Source organism: Glaciecola sp. HA4-3 (assembly GCF_055693685.1).
In genome coordinates this window covers 1665788-1683914 of sequence record NZ_CM146340.1, presented here as the reverse complement: position 1 = coordinate 1683914, position 18127 = coordinate 1665788, and the positions used below count along the sequence as shown (strand labels likewise).

15 protein-coding genes and 1 pseudogene are annotated in these 18127 nt (G+C 39.8%); 9 read left to right on the top strand and 7 right to left on the bottom strand.

Annotated features, from left to right (window positions below; translation table 11 throughout):
• Nucleotides 1-4: 4 nt before the first annotated feature.
• A complete protein-coding gene (locus tag ACZ1G6_RS08015; protein ID WP_472618802.1) occupies nucleotides 5-997 on the bottom strand; it encodes a GlxA family transcriptional regulator in 993 nt (330 codons plus the stop codon).
• Nucleotides 998-1180: 183 nt separating this feature from the next.
• On the opposite strand from ACZ1G6_RS08015, the gene ACZ1G6_RS08010 reads away from it, so the two are divergent.
• From ACZ1G6_RS08010 to ACZ1G6_RS07995, 4 genes are read left to right on the top strand one after another with little or no spacing between them, the layout of a single operon-like run.
• Nucleotides 1181-2986: an acyl-CoA dehydrogenase gene (locus ACZ1G6_RS08010; protein ID WP_472618801.1), complete on the top strand. Its 1806-nt coding sequence runs from the start codon at nucleotides 1181-1183 to the stop codon at nucleotides 2984-2986.
• An 11-nt stretch (nucleotides 2987-2997) separates the two neighbouring features.
• Nucleotides 2998-4005, top strand: coding sequence for an NADP-dependent oxidoreductase (locus tag ACZ1G6_RS08005; RefSeq protein WP_472618800.1), 1008 nt, complete (start codon nucleotides 2998-3000; stop codon nucleotides 4003-4005).
• A gap of 3 nt (nucleotides 4006-4008) precedes the next feature.
• Nucleotides 4009-4776 (top strand): SDR family NAD(P)-dependent oxidoreductase, encoded by a 768-nt coding sequence (locus ACZ1G6_RS08000; RefSeq protein ID WP_472618799.1) that lies wholly within the window; start codon nucleotides 4009-4011, stop codon nucleotides 4774-4776.
• 33 nt (nucleotides 4777-4809) lie between these two features.
• On the top strand, nucleotides 4810-5571 hold the full coding sequence (locus tag ACZ1G6_RS07995; RefSeq protein ID WP_472618798.1) for an SDR family oxidoreductase: 762 nt from the start codon (nucleotides 4810-4812) through the stop codon (nucleotides 5569-5571).
• 116 nt (nucleotides 5572-5687) lie between these two features.
• On the opposite strand, the gene ACZ1G6_RS07990 is transcribed toward ACZ1G6_RS07995, so the two are convergent.
• Both ACZ1G6_RS07990 and ACZ1G6_RS07985 read right to left on the bottom strand, forming a co-directional pair.
• Nucleotides 5688-6878 (bottom strand): amino acid aminotransferase, encoded by a 1191-nt coding sequence (locus ACZ1G6_RS07990; protein ID WP_472618797.1) that lies wholly within the window; start codon nucleotides 6876-6878, stop codon nucleotides 5688-5690.
• A 100-nt stretch (nucleotides 6879-6978) separates the two neighbouring features.
• Nucleotides 6979-7749, bottom strand: coding sequence for an NRDE family protein (locus tag ACZ1G6_RS07985; RefSeq protein ID WP_472618796.1), 771 nt, complete (start codon nucleotides 7747-7749; stop codon nucleotides 6979-6981).
• Nucleotides 7750-7918: 169 nt separating this feature from the next.
• Between ACZ1G6_RS07985 and ACZ1G6_RS07980 the strand changes: the two genes are divergently transcribed.
• Together ACZ1G6_RS07980 and ACZ1G6_RS07975 are read left to right on the top strand one after the other, a co-directional pair.
• The gene (locus tag ACZ1G6_RS07980; protein ID WP_472618795.1) at nucleotides 7919-9157 is read left to right on the top strand and encodes a cystathionine gamma-synthase family protein; all 1239 of its coding nucleotides are present in this window, start codon (nucleotides 7919-7921) and stop codon (nucleotides 9155-9157) included.
• Nucleotides 9158-9264: 107 nt separating this feature from the next.
• Entirely contained in the window at nucleotides 9265-9849 is a 585-nt protein-coding gene (locus ACZ1G6_RS07975; RefSeq protein ID WP_472618794.1) for an FMN-dependent NADH-azoreductase, read from the top strand.
• A 119-nt stretch (nucleotides 9850-9968) separates the two neighbouring features.
• On the opposite strand, the gene ACZ1G6_RS07970 is transcribed toward ACZ1G6_RS07975, so the two are convergent.
• Nucleotides 9969-10514 carry a glutathione peroxidase gene (locus ACZ1G6_RS07970; protein ID WP_472618793.1) on the bottom strand — a complete coding sequence of 182 codons (546 nt, stop codon included), beginning with the start codon at nucleotides 10512-10514 and terminating at the stop codon, nucleotides 9969-9971.
• A gap of 312 nt (nucleotides 10515-10826) precedes the next feature.
• On the opposite strand from ACZ1G6_RS07970, the gene ACZ1G6_RS07965 reads away from it, so the two are divergent.
• Both ACZ1G6_RS07965 and ACZ1G6_RS07960 read left to right on the top strand, forming a co-directional pair.
• Nucleotides 10827-11213, top strand: a complete 387-nt coding sequence (locus ACZ1G6_RS07965) for a hypothetical protein (RefSeq protein WP_472618792.1) — start codon at nucleotides 10827-10829, stop codon at nucleotides 11211-11213.
• A 161-nt stretch (nucleotides 11214-11374) separates the two neighbouring features.
• Nucleotides 11375-13855, top strand: a complete 2481-nt coding sequence (locus ACZ1G6_RS07960; RefSeq protein WP_472618791.1) for a S9 family peptidase — start codon at nucleotides 11375-11377, stop codon at nucleotides 13853-13855.
• On the opposite strand, the gene rrtA is transcribed toward ACZ1G6_RS07960, so the two are convergent.
• Nucleotides 13780-14478, bottom strand: a complete 699-nt coding sequence (rrtA, locus tag ACZ1G6_RS07955; protein WP_472618790.1) for a rhombosortase — start codon at nucleotides 14476-14478, stop codon at nucleotides 13780-13782. The two genes, ACZ1G6_RS07960 and rrtA, sit on opposite strands and share 76 nt — an antisense overlap.
• A gap of 179 nt (nucleotides 14479-14657) precedes the next feature.
• On the opposite strand from rrtA, the pseudogene ggt reads away from it, so the two are divergent.
• A pseudogene (gene ggt / locus ACZ1G6_RS07950) lies at nucleotides 14658-16448 on the top strand (gamma-glutamyltransferase).
• Between the two features lie 2 nt (nucleotides 16449-16450).
• On the opposite strand, the gene ACZ1G6_RS07945 reads toward ggt, so the two are convergent.
• Entirely contained in the window at nucleotides 16451-16933 is a 483-nt protein-coding gene (locus ACZ1G6_RS07945) for a hypothetical protein (protein WP_472618789.1), read from the bottom strand.
• 116 nt (nucleotides 16934-17049) lie between these two features.
• Complete coding sequence (cysK, locus tag ACZ1G6_RS07940) at nucleotides 17050-18012, bottom strand: cysteine synthase A (RefSeq protein ID WP_472618788.1); 963 nt, start codon at nucleotides 18010-18012, stop codon at nucleotides 17050-17052.
• Between the last annotated feature and the right edge of the window lie 115 nt (nucleotides 18013-18127).

The window sequence follows — 18127 nt, the reverse complement described above, 5'->3', positions numbered from 1 at the left end:
AAACTTAGTTTCGATAGAATTTGTTTTGATATTCCTTAGGACTTAGGTCGCAGATTCTTTTAAATAATCGATTAAAAGACACATAATCGTCATAGCCAACAGCCTGAGGTAAAGATTTCAAGTTGATATTGCCATGTTCAAGTAATCGCTTAGCTTGTTCTATTCTCACCGCTTGAATATATTCAATTGGCTTTAAATTGACACTTGTTTGGAATCGGCGATTAAGGGTTCTAGCCGTCACATTAAACAAATTAGCCAATTGCGCTACCTGTAAGGTTTGGTCAAAGTTATCTTCAATATACTCCTGGACTTTTTTGATAAGTTCATCTGAGTGGTGTTTGTATAGTTTCATATTAGTATACATACTCTGATTGCCTCGCCTCGACTCAATCACTTGTGTTTTGGCAACTTGATTGGCCACGTCTCGGCCACAGTATCGCTCGATAAGCAAAAGGCTCAGATCATAAAATGCACTACCTCCTGCTGAACAAAATACGTTTCCAGATTGGGTTACAAGTTTATCGTTTTGTAAATCAACGTGTTGGAAGTCTTGTTTGAATTTCTGTGCATATCCCCAGTGTGTTGTCGCTTGAAGTCCATCAAGTAAACCAAATTTGGCAAGTAAAAATGCACCGCTGCAATTACTAGCGATGTCGGCACCGCGTTTAGCAATACGCAAAAGGTGTGGTTTTAAATTCATGTTGGCATCGAGTACTTCATCAATATTGCCGCCAATTGTAGGTATGATAACTAAATCACAATTACTTATATCGTTAATATCAATATGTGCATGCATAACGAGTCGGTTACTGCACTTAAAATTTCTACCTGAAACACTCGCTACTTGTACACTAAATCGTGGTGAAACAGACTCGTTGTTAAAGCGCTGCCAGCTCACGCCAGTAAACGAAAATACATCTAAAGCACCTGCTAAGGCGCTGCCTAAAACACCATCAAAGCCGATGATGACTACACTGAATGGTTTGAAATAGGGCATCTTTATTACTCATGCTAAAAGCGATATTCATTTGAGTCGTAGTAGAATATCACTAAAATCTATAGGTGTCACAAATAACCTGTTTTATGTCATAAATGACAATATTACATTTTATTTACTTTTATTAGACTTATTCATAACAGTAAAAGTATAAATCAATAGACTTTCATTAAGGGACAACTTATGGCTGCTGATACATTAATTCATGATTTTGAACTACCTTTTCAACTATATGATGTGCTAGATACACAAGCGTTATGCGAGCATGATAAATTTGCTGAACACAACCGTGATACCTTTGATGCTGTAATCGATACGGCTCACAAAATGGCGGCAAAGTTGTTTCTGCCTCACAATCATATCGCGGATAAAAATGAGCCGCAGTTTGATGGTCACAAAGTATCGATGATTGATGATGTGAAAGTCGCTTTTGATGCGTTTCGTGAAGCAGGGTTTATTGCTGGCCGATATAGCTTTGAAGATGGTGGTATGCAATTGCCTGAAACAGTAATGACAGCTGTTTCTGGCTATTTTATGGCGGCCAACCCTTCTACAACAGCCTATCCATTTTTAACCGCAGCAGCGATCAATGTAATATCACACTTTGCTAATGATGATATTAAAGCTGCATTTATGCCCCGTATGCTAACGGGAGATTTTACAGGCACTATGGCCCTAACAGAGCCTCATGCAGGTTCTTCTTTAGCTGATATTAAAACAAGTGCTACTTTGCAAAGCGATGGCACATATCGTCTTAAGGGAAGCAAAATCTATATCTCTGGTGGAGAGCATGAGCTATCAGATAACATCGTTCATCTTGTACTGGCAAAAATTCCAGGTGGACCGGCCGGCGTTAAAGGGATCTCGTTATTTGTTGTACCAAAATACCGCTTAAATGATGATTTATCAGTAGGGGATAGAAACGATGTTCAACTTGCGGGTTTATTACATAAACTTGGCTATCGAGGCACAACAAGTACAGCACTGACGTTTGGCGAAAATGATGATTGTCATGGCTATTTAGTTGGCGAAGCTCATCGTGGCTTAAGTTATATGTTTATGATGATGAATGAAGCACGAATTGGCGTTGGGTTTGGTGCTGCTATGATTGGTTACCGAGGCTACCAGTACTCCCTAGACTATGCAAAAGACAGAACGCAAGGCCGCATAGCACCAAATAATAAGCCCGAAGATGATGCCACAGCCATCATTAATCATGGTGATGTAAAACGTATGCTGTTAGCACAAAAGGCATACACAGAAGGGGGAATGGCTTTGTGTTTATATGGGTCAAATTTGATTGACCGAATCAACACTTGCTCTGATCAAACACGTAAGGAAGAATTATCTCAAATGCTAGACTTGCTCACGCCAGTTTTAAAAGCGTGGCCGTCGGAATTTGGACCTAAAGCAAACGATTTGGGTATTCAAGTGCTAGGTGGCTCAGGCTATACACGCGAATACTATTCTGAACAGTTTTGGCGAGACAATCGATTAAACCCAATTCATGAAGGGACAAACGGTATTCAAGCCTTGGACTTAAGTTTCCGTAAATTATGGCAGCACAAAGGTATAGGGATTCAAATCTTAAAAAATGAAATTACCCAAGATTTGTCTGCAATAAGAACAAGTGAATCAGCACAACTAGCAGCAAAGTTAGCACCTTATATGAATCATTTACATGACGTTTTAGTCCACCTAAGCGGCGTAATGAAATCGCAAGAGGCGTTGACTCTTAGTGCAAATGCACAAGCCATGATGAATATATTTTCAAGTGTTGTAGTTAGTTGGATATGGATAAAACAAGCGAGTAAGGCTGAGCAGTTATTAGAAAATGAATCATCTGCACAGAAAATAAGCTTTTACAAAGGAAAAGTGCAAGCCGCAAAATATTTTATTGATTGGGAATTACCGACGGTTCAACGAGATATACAAATTTTAAAAGAGAATAATTCAGTCTGTACAGACATGCATAACGATTGGTTTTAAGGAGAATAATAATGACAACAACAAACAAACAATGGTTACTTAAATCACGACCTTTTGGCGCACCTAACGAAGATACTTGGGAATTTGCACAAACCGAGAAACCAACAATTCAACCGGGACAATTTTTGGTCAAAGTTGAATATGTTTCATTAGATCCCGCAATGCGCGGATGGTTAAACGATGCCAAGTCATACATAGAGCCTGTGCAAATCGGTGATGTAATGCGTGCTGGAACGGTTGGTGAAGTAATTGAGAGCCAACATGAAGACTATGCCGTTGGCGATTTTGTATGTGGTTACAACGGTGTCCAAAACTATGCAGTGAGTGACGGCACAGGTATGCACAAAGTTAACCCTAAACTTGCGCCACTGTCTTATTATCTTGGCGTATTAGGTATGCCGGGTATGACAGGATACTTCGGTTTATTAAAAAGCGGTGAGCCTAAAGAAGGAGAGACGGTAGTTGTATCTGGCGCCGCGGGCGCAGTAGGGAGTTTAGTAGGGCAAATTGCTAGAATTAAAGGCTGCCGTGTAGTAGGCATTGCTGGTGGTAAGGAAAAGTGCCAGTTTTTAATTGATGAATTAGGGTTTGATGCTGCGATTGATTATAAAAACGAAGATGTTAAAAAAGCGTTGAAAGACACTTGTCCCAAAGGTGTTGATGTGTTTTTTGATAATGTTGGTGGTGAAATTCTCGATGATGTGTTGACTCGCATTAATTTGCGTGCACGTATCGTGATTTGTGGGGCAATTAGTCAATACAATAATACAACACCAATTAAAGGGCCTTCAAACTATCTTTCTTTGTTGGTAAATCGAGCTCGAATGGAAGGGATTGTTGTATTTGACAACATCAAAGAATATCCAGTTGCAATGAAAGACATTGCTGGGTGGATTGGCTCTGGCGAGTTAAAAGTAAAGGATCATATAGTTGATGGTATTGAAACCTTCCCTGAGACACTAATGATGCTGTTTAAAGGCGAAAATTTTGGCAAGCTTGTGTTAAAAGTAGGGGAATAGGCTATGAATCCAGCAGCAGATGTTAAAGGTAAGCGTATTTTAATTACCGGGGGCGCATCAGGAATTGGCGCCGCAAGTGGCCTACTATTAGCAAGTCGCGGTGCACATGTAGTGATATCTGATTTATCTAAAGAACAAGGTGAATCAGTTGCTCGGCTTGGTAGTGAAGCTGGTGATAAAATATTGTTTCATGAGTGTGATGTCACCGACGGCAAACAGGTGCGGGCATTGTTTGCATTTGCAGCTAAAGAACTCGGTGGTCTAGATGTCGTTATAAATAATGCGGGAATTGATCATAAACCTGCACCTATGCATGAACTTAGTGATGATGATTTTGATAGTAATATTGCTGTCAATCTTAAAGGTGTCTGGCATTGTATGCGAGCAGCTATTGCTACTATGGCAGGACAAGGCTCAGGCCATGTTATTAACGTTGCTTCTGTTGCAGGTTTGCGCTCATCCCCTGCTATTTCTGCATATAGTGCATCCAAACATGGCGTAATGGGCTTGACTAAATCAGCCGCAATTGAATATGCAAAGGCAGGCTTGCGTTTTAATGCAGTTTGTCCAAGTTTTATTGATACGCCAATGGTGCAAAATACGCTTGCAGTTTTAGATGAACGCTCGCAAAAAGCGATTGTTAAAGCTAGTCCAATGCGTCGTTTAGGTAAGGTAGAAGAGATATCGACAGCGATTGCTTGGCTTTCAAGTGAAGAGAGCTCTTTTATGAATGGTCATGCATTTACACTTGATGGTGGAATGCTTGCATAAACATATGTGCAATAACGAGTGATAGGAATAAAAATGAAAGATTTATTTGATTTGACTGGAAAAATAGCTTTAGTCACTGGAGCAAGCCGAGGTATTGGGGAGTCTATTGCTAGGCTGCTCGCATCAAAAGGTGCTCACGTCATTGTATCAAGCCGTAAAATAGAAGCATGCCAAGCAGTTGCTGATAGCATTGTTGAAAGTGGCGGTAAGGCGAGTGCTTTTGCTTGTCACGTGGGTGAAATGGTTCAAATTGATGCGATATTTGAGCATATAAAGGCGGAATTTGGTCGTATTGACATACTAGTGAATAATGCTGCTGCCAATCCTTATTTTGGACATATATTAGATACTGATGTTGCCGCCTATAGTAAAACGGTCGATGTCAACATTCGTGGTTATTTTTTCATGTCTATTGCAGCAGGCAATATGATGAAGGAGCAAGGTGGAGGCGTTATTTTAAATACAGCTTCAGTCAATGGAATAAGGCCTGGCGACATGCAAGGTATTTATTCTATTACTAAAGCTGCTGTCATTAGCATGACTCAGTCATTTGCCAAAGAATGTGGTAAGTTAAATATAAGAGTAAACGCCTTGTTACCAGGCTTGACTGATACTAAGTTTGCATCTGCGTTAACGACCAATGACAATATCTTAAAAACAGCACTTAAGGTTATCCCACTTGGGCGAGTTGCAGACCCTGATGAAATGGCGGGGACAGTCTTGTATTTAGTCTCGGACGCGTCTAGCTATACAACGGGCGCAAGCGTTGTTGTTGATGGTGGCATGATGACCTAATCTGGAAAAAAAGCGTATGTAAAAAAAGCCACGTATATGTGGCTTTTTTATTATGATTAATCGCTCTTTGTACTACACACTGGCAAAACGTACAAACTAAGCATAGACATAATACGCTATAAGGTGCTCGCAATTGCCTTTGCAAGCGCATCAACGTTGTTTTTATTAATACCTGCAATATTGACCCGGCTTGAGTCTACAAAATAAACCGCATGTTCATTTCTTAATTGCTGAACTTGACTGGCTGGGATACATAAAAATGAAAACATGCCTTTTTGTGTATTGATAAAACTAAAATCTTTATCAACCCCTTGAGCATTTAAATTATCAACTAACATGGCGCGCAATAAAGTCATTCGTTCACGCATCTCAGTTACTTCACCTTCCCACATTTGCTTGAGGCTTGGCGTATTTAGAATTATATCGACCAGCGCACCCCCATATGAAGGCGGCATAGAATAAATGCCGCGAGCAACAGATTGAATTTGCGACTGGGCTATATCTTTTGTTCTTTGATCCTTGCAAACAATTGCAGCAAGTCCAACTCGTTCACGGTATAGTCCGAAGTTTTTTGAACACGACGCAGCAATGATTACTTCATCGACAGAATCTGCCAATAGCCTTAAACCATAGGCGTCTTGTTCAATGCTATCGCCAAATCCTTGGTACGCTGTATCGACAAAAGGCAAAAAGCCAACTTTGCTAGCAAGCTTTGCAATTTCTTGCCACTGCTGTTGATTTAAGTCTGCACCAGTTGGATTATGACAGCAACCGTGAAATAAAACGACATCATCACTACTGACTTTAGATAAGCATTCCATCATTGCGTCAAAGTTAATACTGGCTGATTCTTTGTCAAAATAAGGATAGGTGTGCAATTCTAGTCCTGCATCTCCTAATAGAGGGATATGATTCGCCCACGTTGGATCGCTTACCCATACTTTTGTTTTTGAATTTACCCGTGCTAATAGTTCAGCCAAAATCCTTAGAGCTCCACAACCGTCAGGCGCTTGAACAGCTGCTACCCTATTAGCATTTAATGCAGCAGAGTTTTGACCAAACAATAAACTCAACATACCATCAATATATCCTTGATTGCCCTGTGGAGTGATATACACCTTAGAGGTTTCTGTAGCTTGAAGGATTTTTTGTGCTTCTTTAACAGATGTTAAGATAGGAGTATTACCTTGCTCGTCCTTGTATACACCCACACCAAGGTCAATCTTATTTGGATTTTTATCTTGTTTAAATGCAGCTGATAATCCAAGAATAGGGTCGGGCGCGAGGGCAGATAGAGTTTCAAACACAGCGATTGTTCCTTGTTAAGAATGTAAATGCATTATGCGGGTTTTACTGAAAATTTCGAGCAATAAATTGCTTGTTACTCGCTTTGTTATTTATTGTAGCTTAAGCGTCTATTGAAAACTCGTATTTCTTCGTTTCGCTTAGCTGTGCGTTTGCGTCAAATGAACGCTCTTCCCAATAAACATTTTGCTCTTTATCGACTAATAGGATAGTGCTAGAGCGTGTACCATATTCAGGTGAGACGATAAAAATGGAAGATAGCTTGCGTTCCCATTCAATCGGGACACCCGTTTGAGGTAAATCTTCATCGTCAGGTGTTTGTTCACTCCTAAGCAAACTAAACAACTGTTCATTATCAATAGGATCTTTTTGTTGACAATACTGAGCTAGCGCATTCTTGCCTGCATCAAGTTTGGGCCATGGACTATTGAGGCTTGCATTTGATAAACCATATACCCCCGTCCTTAGTCGGTAGGCATTATCTTCAAAACTATTGTAAACGTATAATTTTTCAAGGCTTCCATACAATAGGTTAAACCCATTATATTGCTCGTGTTCATCTTTCAAACGACAAAGGTATTGCTCTGTACTGACTGTTTCCGTTAAAAAGTTAGTGACTAGCTCGCCTCGAGTATTAGCATCAGCACGTTCTTTTTTAGGGGCTCTTATATTAGTTAAGGCTGATAATTTTCCGGATCTTGTCATTCCCATCCATGTACCACCCGCTTTTAAGTCCTTGCCCGCGAGTAAGCTTTGCTTGTCTTGCCAAAAATCTGATGCAGCTGTAGGACGTTGATGGAATTCGTCTCTATTCGCGGCAATGATGAGCGGATACTTTGGGTGTTGATTAATAGCAATAAATAAAATACACATTAAAATATTGGGGACCTTACACAAAATCATATTTCTAAAGACGGCGTATACCTTAGAGTTTTGTTGTCTTAACATCAACTACTTATCTTAAAATTCTATGATACTATCGTAGATTACTTGTTTATTACTTCAGGATTTCCTGTAGCAACGTTAATAGAAGGAAGTTAACGTGAAAAAACCACAAACCGAAACCCACCTTGTTCACGCTGATCGTAAGCTTAATAATCCCGAACATGGGGCCGTTCATGAGGCAACAAATAATTCCGTTTTGTTTGCGTTTAATGATGTAGCTGACTTAGAGGCAGTGTTTCAAGGCAAAAAAGCAGGGCATGTATACTCTAGAAGCTCTTCAAGCAGCAGCAATGCATTACAAAATGTATTGGCTGATTTGGAAGGCGGGTTTCAAGCGGCTAATTTTGCAACGGGAATGGCCGCAATTAGTGCATTGATGTTGTCTCTTTTACAAAGCGGTGATCACATCATTGTTAGTCGATACTTATTTGGTAATACACGAAGCTTTTTTGACACGCTATTGAATTTTGGTATTCAGGTATCGTATGTGGATACGACTGATGCACTAAATGTGAAGGGCAGTATTAAAGAAGCAACGAAAATGGTGTTTTGTGAATCTATCGCAAATCCAGGTACTCAAGTTGCCGATTTAAAAAGGATAGGGGAAATCTGTCAACAGCATAATCTGTTATTCGTCCTTGATAACACCATGACACCTAGTGTTATGCTTGATGCAAAATCAGTTTCAGCGCATCTTCTTACAACGTCCCTTACAAAATATGTAGGAGGCCATGGTAATGTACTTGGCGGCGTCATTGTTGATATGGGAACAGCCGATTGGGACAATTACGCAAATATCTTACCTTACTATAAACATCAAGACAGCAAGCTTTGGGGAATTACTCAGATTAGGAAAAAAGGCTTAAGAGACATGGGAGCGACGCTTGCACCAACGTCAGCCCATTTAATATCGGTAGGCCTTGAAACATTGTCAATGAGAATGCAAAAGTCTTGTGATAATGCAATGGCTTTGGCTCAGTATCTGCAACAACATACAGACGTATCAACCGTTAACTATCCTGGGTTAGACAATCATCCGCAGCATGACAGAGCTAAGCATTTATTTGAACAACAATACGGTGCAATTCTTAGTTTTGAACTACGTGAGGGCATTGATTATAGACGTTTTTTGAATGCACTAAATACTGTGATTGTTGCGACCCATTTGGGTGATACCAGAACCTTAGTGTTACCAGTTGCCAGTACCATATTTTATGAAAATGGGCCTGATAAAAGAGCTCAAATGGGAATTAGCGATAGCTTGATACGTGTTTCTGTCGGCATTGAAAACAGTGTCGATATAATTAGCGATTTTGAACAGGCTTTCAGCGCTTAGTTTCGATTAAATCGAATATAAAGTCTTATTTTTGTCTCTTTTGTTCGCATAATTAGATGCATATACTTTCAATATGACCAAGTATGTAATCAATAGAGAGACAGATAATGAAAAATGTATTAGTAATAAACAGCAGTTTGCAGGGTGAACAAGGCAATAGCACAAAAGCTAGTGCGCTTTACACAGAAAAATTACAAGCAGCACAAGAGATCAAGCTTACGGTGTTGGATTTAGATAGTGAAAACCTTCCTCACTTAAGTGCACAAGAGATGCAAGCGTGGGCCATTGACAATCGCGAACGAAGCGCAGAACAGCAAACGTTAGCAAATTACTCTGATAAGTATATTCAGTTAATACAAAATGCCGATGAAATTGTATTGGGTGTTCCCATGTATAATTTTGGTATTCCTAGTGTATTAAAAGCATTTTTTGATAGAATCGCGCGTGCTGGCATAACTTTTCAATATACCGCCAACGGTCCACAAGGTTTGCTAACAGGCAAGTCAGTGACGGTGCTTGCAGCACGAGGCGGAAAATACCAAGGCACACCACTAGATACGCAAAGCCATTACTTGCAAAATTTCTTTGCGTTTTTAGGCATTAACGATGTGAAAATGTATTTCATAGAAGGACTTGCGATGGGCGAGGAGTCAGCAAATAGTGCATGGGAAGAATTTCGTAAAAAATTGTGAACCAAATTAAGATTTGTTGTCTATATATACATGATGGTTGTGGGAAATCATAGCCATCAGTGTGTTCCTAGTTGAGTGTGTTAAAGCCCTTCCGTTTGGAAGGGCTTTTTTTAAGTAGATTACTCTTCGTTGCCTAATGCTTGAGCAATATCATTGAGAAAATCTTCATCTTGTGGTTTAACACGACTACCGTAATGTGTCACGGTTTTGCCATCTTTACTCATTAAATACTTATTAAAATTCCATTTTGGTTGTTTACCTGTTCTTTGTGCTAATTGCGCAAATAATGGGTCTGCATCATCACCTCTTACTGGCGTTGTTTCAAACATTGGAAAACTCACACCGTAAGTTAATTCACATAGCTCCGCGGTTTTGCTCTCGTCACTGAACTCTTGTTTAAAATCGTTTGACGGAAACCCTACAACCACTAAGCCTTCATCTTTAAACGTGTCATGCAGTGCTTCAAGTCCTTCAAATTGTGGAGTGAAACCGCATTTGCTAGCAGTGTTGACGAATAAAACTGCCTTACCTTCATATGCTTCACACATATTAACGACTTCTTGTGAGTTAAGTTTTCTTTTCATATGCTTAAGCAAATCTGGGCAGTCAGCCGAAGCAATGCCAGATGTCATAAGCAAGCCAGCAACAATGGCGAGTGTTTTCATGTTCATAACCTTATTGTTTATTATCATGTAGAATTAAAATGAATGATACTGATACACTAATTTATTATACATGGTTTAGATCAAGCTACAGATATTTTACGTATAGCTTAATTACATGCTATGAGCGGGTAATCAAAAGGTGACAAATTTTCCAGTTAATAGCAAACAACAAGTAGTGCAAGACCTTCTGAATGAGTCGTTGATATTAGACGTGATGTAACAAATTAGCTCATAAAACGGTCTTATCGGAACAAACAGCATGTTTTGAACAGGATTATCTGTCAAAACGACTAACATACAGTAGGTATATTTATGAAAATTGTTAAAATAGGTGTCTTATTGACGGTTGTTAGCGCCTTATTTGCGTGTGATGCAACAAACCTTACTTCAAGCGATACTGCATTTGCAGAGTTTAATGATCAAGGCGCTAATATGCCAAGTGCAGCAGTCTCTAAGAATCCAGATCTAGCATACGAAAGAACGCCAACTAGCTACACAGTGGATATTGAAGATGGTGAAACCTTAGCGACCTTTAACGATCAAGGTGCTAACATTCCTAGTGCTCAAAAAACAATGGACCCGTCAAAAGCAGTGGTTACTTCCTTTAGCGTACAAGTAAAAGAGGGTGAAGCGATTTACGGATTTAATGAGCAAGCAGCAGACATGCCCAAAGTATATTTTAAGGATGACAATAAATAGTACCTCTGGTACATTTTCATGATACATGTGCATGGATAGAAAAACGAAATCAAACAAAGCATCTTAGGATGCTTTGTTAGTTTATGGCGACTAGAAAGGGAAATAACGTGTAATTAATAATCACATGTTAATGACTAATAATTAATAAAAGAATGACGAACATGATAAAAAAACAACAGCTTTTAACAATCTTAATTGGCGCCACTACTCTAATGGGTTGTGGCCTGACTTCCGAGGAAGTTAGCACAGCGCCGATTGTTCAGCCTGTAATAGCAAAGCCTACATATGCTCCCGTTAGCTCGAATGCGTATGATCTTGGCGTAAATTTAAATCAAATCATGGCCGATCCGGATTGGTTGGGTCGACAACCTGAGGATGGATTTTACTCTGCACTAGGTGAAAATATCCTATATTACAGGAAACGTGAGGGTTCAGTTGTTTATGATCTATATAGAACTAAACCAGGGCAAGGTAATGGCGAAATAGTCCCATTAGCGCAACGTCATGAGCACGAATATGATGAACTGATCGATGATGACGATCTGAATTTTGTCGCTTGGATATACGAAGGTAATGTTTTTGTTCAAACACGCACGAATATGCGTGTTGCGCAGCTAACGAAAAATAATCGAACAATGAGAAACCTGCAGTACTACGGACGAAATGGTGTTTCGTTTCAAGATGGTAACTCATTTTATACGGTAGATATTACTACCGGCAAGCAAGAGCAAGTTCTCGCCTGGGATTTTAGTGACAGACCCATGCCAGTTAAACCGCCTGCTGATTACATTGCCGCTGAGCAGCAAAAGTTGATTCAATACGTACAAGTTCAGCGTAAAAATAGACAAGACCGCTTTGACCACCAACAAGCACTTGATAAAGCAAATGACAGCATCATGTCGTCGATGTTCTATCTGGATAAGGCGCATACTAATGTTTTGGCGAGTCTTTCACCTAACGGTGAATATGCGATTATCGTCACCAGAGAAGATCTCCCGACACGCAGTGACACAGACATCATGCCTGACTACATTCAAGAGGATGGTCGCATTGCCAATGACTCAGTTAGGCAACGCGTGGCTGATGCAAAACCTGTATCCCATGTGGTTCATTTTATCGATATCAAACAAGGAACGATAAAGGAGCTTAGTTATGTTGACCTTCCAGGATATAACGAAGATGTTTTAGCTGACGTTAAAACTGAAAATGCCCTTGCAAAAGGTGAAGAGTACACCCCTAATCGTTTACCAAGAAATATCGGTTTGCTGTTTGACTGGTACGCGACAGAGATGCCCATAAAGTGGCATGATTCGAGCACTCATGTCGCGCTAATGCTTGAAGCTTGGGACAACAAAGATAGATGGATTGTGACGGTTGATGCCAAAGCACCTAAATTACAAACCCAACACCGTATGCATGATAAAGCGTGGGTAAATTATCGATTTAATCAGTTTGGTTGGTTTGATAACAAGCTAAGTTTGTTCTATTTGAGTGAAGAATCAGGATATGCACAATTGTACACCAAGGACTTAGTTGGTGAGCCGGTTGCAATTACGCAGGGACAATTTGTTGTCGACAATGTGGTGCTAACAAAAAACGACAGATATTTTTATTATCAGGCAAATAAAAAACACCTTGGCATATATGAAGTTTACCGCGTGTTTTCAGGTGGTGGTCAAGCGGAAGCCTTAACTGATTTAAACGGAATGACAGACTTTGAGTTAAGCCCTAACGAAGATACAGTATTATTGACTCACTCGACACTAAATAGGCCGCCTGAATTATATACGCTGCGACTTAATAGTGATCGAGGTCCATTAAGGCTTACCAACACCATAAGTGATGAATTCTTAGCAATTGATTGGGTCGTACCAACAATTGAAGCGATACCATCTTCTCATACAGATAAACCAATTTACTCTCGTGTTTATCGACCTGGTCAGACACCTGACGGCTCAAAGCATCGAGCGGTGGTATTCAATCATGGTGCAGGTTACTTACAAAATGCACATAAAGGATGGTCTGGATATTTCAGGGAGTTTATGTTCCACAGTTTACTTGCATCAAAAGGGTATGTTGTGCTTGATATGGACTTTAGAGCGTCAGCAGGCTATGGAAGGGATTGGCGAACAGCAATTTATCGCCAAATGGGGACACCTGAAGTACAGGACTTACGTGATGGCGTAAATTGGCTTGTGGAAAACGCTAATGTCGAGCGCTATCGCATTGGTACCTATGGTGGCTCTTACGGAGGGTTCCTGACGTTTATGGCTATGTTCAATGCACCTGACTTATTTCAAGCAGGCGCTGCTTTAAGGCCAGTGTCTGATTGGGCTCATTACAATACACCGTATACATCGAATATATTAAATACGCCTGATATTGACCCTATCGCTTATGAAAGAAGCTCGCCTATTTACTTTGCTGAAGGATTACAACGTCCTTTGCTGATGAATGCGCCGATGGTTGATAACAATGTGTTTTTTGTTGATGTAGTTAGGTTGACACAACGATTAATTGAGCTTGAAAAGGAAGACTTTGAAACCGCGATTTACCCTGTTGAGCCTCATGGTTTTGTACAACCTAGTTCTTGGCTTGATGAATATCGTCGAATTTTAAAACTTTTTGAAACAAACTTATAAGTAACAATTACGATTAAAGCCTTGAATGATTCAAGGCTTTTTTTAACGACAAAGCCAAGAATTGTGCCTGAGATTGCCCCAAACAAATGGGCATTTATGGCTACTTTTGCTTCTATATATTCATTGACTAGATCACCGCTTCCAAAAAACTGTTCTTCGCAAAGTTTGAGGATTAGACCAATAAATAGCAGATAACCTGATTTTCGACCTAATTTTATATCATGAATAACCCCCCAAGCGAACAAGCCATGCAAAGCACCTGAGAGTCCGACATACCAATGTAAATCGCGGTCAAATATCAATAATCCAAGCGCTATACAAAGACTACTTACTGATAATATGGCAGTAAAACGAATGTTGTTATAATAAGTACCATGGAGTAAATAAAGTAAGCCAAGTCCTAACAAATTAACTAATAAATGGTAGGAATTTGTATGCAGTAAATGGCCGGTAAGTACCCGCCAAATTTGCCCTTGTACAATAAGTTTGTCATCATACCTTCCCAAATTATGAATCCAATCAAATGAGGGTATCAGCGATAGTGTGTGCAGAAATACGCAGGCCATCGCCAATAAAAAAAACGGTAAGGCCTCATAAGTTAATAATGGTTGTCTCTTTTGCACGTTATACAAAGCTCATGTGTTGTTTATTTAAAGTGTAAACCCTTTTGAAGAATATTGTCATATACTATCATTCTTACTTTATTTGTCTGTAGCTAATGAGTAGACTAAGCACAAAGTTAAGTGTTCGAAAAGCAAATTCAATTTTACTCTAGAAGTATTCATTACCTTAGGAAAACAACATGATACCAACCTTGCGTTTACTTATATCTAGTACCATTTTAATAAGTGTAGTAGGTATTAGTGTGCAAAGTCTGGCGTATGCACAGAACCAACAAAATCAAAATAGTAAGGTTGTTTTAGAGGATAGAGAACCTGAAGCGGCTACTGGTGTTGTTACTAAACAAAAAGTAGTTGCCAGTGAATACATGGTAGCGGCTGCCAATCCATACGCTGCGAATGCCGGTAAGCGTATTATAGAAAACGGAGGCAATGCGATTGATGCGGCGGTAGCTGTCCAAGCAATGCTAACCTTAGTTGAACCTCAATCCAGTGGGATCGGCGGTGGTGCATTTATTATGTACTGGGATAACGAAAACCAACGCTTATATACGTTTGATGGTCGCGAAACAGCCCCACAAAAAGCCACTCAAAACAATTTCATCGTGGATGGTAAAGCTTTATCGTGGCGCGAAGCCATTGTAGGTGGGAAATCTGTTGGTGCACCTATGGTTCGCTCAAGGCATTAGAGTTAGCGCATAGAAAGTTTGGTAACTTAAAATGGTCACAACTATTTACCGATACTATAAAGCAATCAAAAGATGGGTTTGTTGTGTCAGCTCGGCTAGCACGCTTGCTAGCGTTAGATTTGCATCCGGGTTTAAATGAGTTTGAAAGTAGCAAAAACTACTTCAAACCTGAAGGCGAAGTATTGAAGTCGGGTCAATTACGGAAAAATCCAGCGCTTGCACTGAGTTTAGAAAAAATTGCAAATCAAGGAACTGATGCTTTCTATAAAGGTGATATTGCCAAGAATATAGCAACAGCGGTGAATAATGCGACAATAAATCCCGGCCTTTTATCAGCAAAAGACTTATATGATTATGAGGTCGTCGAGCGGGACGCGATGTGTAATGCATATCGTCAGCATAAAATTTGCTCCATGGCACCACCAAGCTCTGGTGGCGTCACAGTGTTTCAAATAATTAAAAGTTTAGAACAATTTAATTTGTCTGATATGGCGCCAGATAGTGCGGAGTTTGTGCATATTTTTGCCCAGTCGACTGCTCTAGGTTTTGCTGACCGTTCTCACTATATTGCTGATTTGTCCTTTATGAACATGTCAGCACAACCCTTAGTTGATTATGATTATATTGCTCAAAGAGCAAGTCAAATTTCTATCGAAAACCAATTTGAGAAGGCGACGGCTGGAAACCCTTATGTGACGGCCTCATTTGGTCAAGATAATGCGCTTGAACTTGATAGTACAAGTCATATTTCTATTGTGGATAAGCAGGGTAATGCAATTTCCATGACCTCAAGTATTGAGTTTATGTTTGGCTCTGGACTAATGGTAGATGGTTTCTTACTAAATAATCAATTAACTGATTTTTCACTCTCCCCGAGCAAAGACGGAAAATTGGTGCTAAATCGCGTAGAGCTAGGAAAACGCCCAAGAAGTGCGATGAGTCCTACTATGGTCTTTGATAAGGACGATAATTTAAGTTTGGTCCTTGGCTCCTACAGGTGGAAGCCGAATCATAAATTACGTTGCACAAACAATAATTAATGTCTTGGACTTTGGGATGGATATTCAACAAGCTATTAGCTTTCCGAGGATAAGTAATCGAAATGGATATACGGCTATTGAAAAAGGCAGCAACATGGTCGAACTTTCACCGGCACTTGAGTCTTTGGGTCATGAAGTGAGGGTTGTTGACCTTAATAGTGGTTTACATGGTGTACAAATTGTTGACGGCAAGCTGTGGGGAGCTGCCGACCCTCGAAGAGAAGGAATTGCAGTAGGTCAATAGATTTACTTTACGGTATCGCTGACATCGTTAACGAGCCATTTTCCACCTTCTTTGATCATATGCAAAGTTTTTAATTCAGTAATTTTTCGTCGATCAAATTCACCCAAAATTTTCATTTCGATGTTTACTTCATCAAGTCTATCAGGAAAGAGTACGGCGCCACCCGAGACTGGCTCTGCTTGAATATTCTCAAGGCGTAAGTTAAATACTTGGCGTTGTACATTTTTATTCGTGTGATGTCCTTGAATGATTCGCGCGAAGCGCTCTGTACTCACGGCAATTGCACCACTTAAATTTGGGTCTTTGTATATGGCATTAACAAACACAAGTGCTGTATATTGTGGCGTGTCATCACTCATCATGCCGTAACGTCCAGCGCTTATTTTGTCATCGTCAGCACATGCACTTAATAGCATAAAACAAATTACTACTGTTGAAAGCGTTTTAAACGAAAATGTGCTTCGCTCTTTTATTGAGAAACTCATACTGCAACCTTAAATCTTTTATCTAAGATGAGTATCGGCAGAAATCAAAAAGAAATAAGTAAAAAAAAGGCGCTAATCTATTTGAAAGCGCCTTTTCATATGCCCAACAATTATTGTTATTGGACTTCCTCTAATTCAGAAAATTCACCCGCAAAAAGAGGACTACTAAGATAACGTTCAGTACCTGAGGCTAGCAATACCACAATAACTTTATCTTTATTTTCAGGACGTGAAGCATAACGCTGTGCTGCAACTACTGCCGCACCTGATGAAATACCAGCTAGGATACCTTCTTCTTTCATTAAGCGTTGTGCCATCTCCATACAATCTTCATTACTGACTCGTTCAACATCATCAATAATTTCTAGATCTAAGTTTCCTGGTATAAAACCAGCACCAATCCCTTGAATTTTGTGCGGGGCAGGCGTGAGCTCTTCACCAGCTCTTGCTTGAGTAATCACTGGAGACTCAGCAGGTTCAACAGCGATTGCTTCTACTGTACTTTTTTGTGCTTTTAAGTATTTGGAAGTACCAGTAATTGTACCGCCTGTTCCTACACCTGCAATAAACGCATCAACTTTACCTTCAGTGGCAGTAAAAATCTCAGGACCCGTTGTTTGCTCATGAATAGCAGGATTTGCAGGATTATCAAATTGATTCATAGCCACATATTTACCCGGGTTAGCCGCCATCAATTCTTCAACTTTGGCAACCGCGCCTTTCATTCCTTTAGGCGGCTCGGTTAGTACAAGTGTTGCACCTAAAGCCTTAAGCAACTTTCTGCGCTCTAGACTCATACTACTAGGCATCGTTAATGTGATCTTGTAACCTCTAGAAGCGGCAACAAATGCTAGCGCTATGCCAGTATTGCCGCTGGTCGCTTCGATGATCTCTTTGTCTTTTGTTAATGCGCCTGATTTTTCAGCATCCCAAATCATATTTGCACCGATTCGGCATTTCACACTGAAGCTTGGATTGCGAGCTTCAATTTTTGCATATACATTACCTGTGGTGACTCTGTTGAGTTTTACCAAAGGAGTATTACCTATGGCGAGTGAATTGTCTGCAAACACGTTCATGTTTTAAGATCCTTATTTTAGTAGATATCATTAATATTTAGTTAGAGATATTAATAATCTTAAGTGTTTTGTTTAACGTAATATTCGTACAGTTATAAGATTATGCCGAAATTAA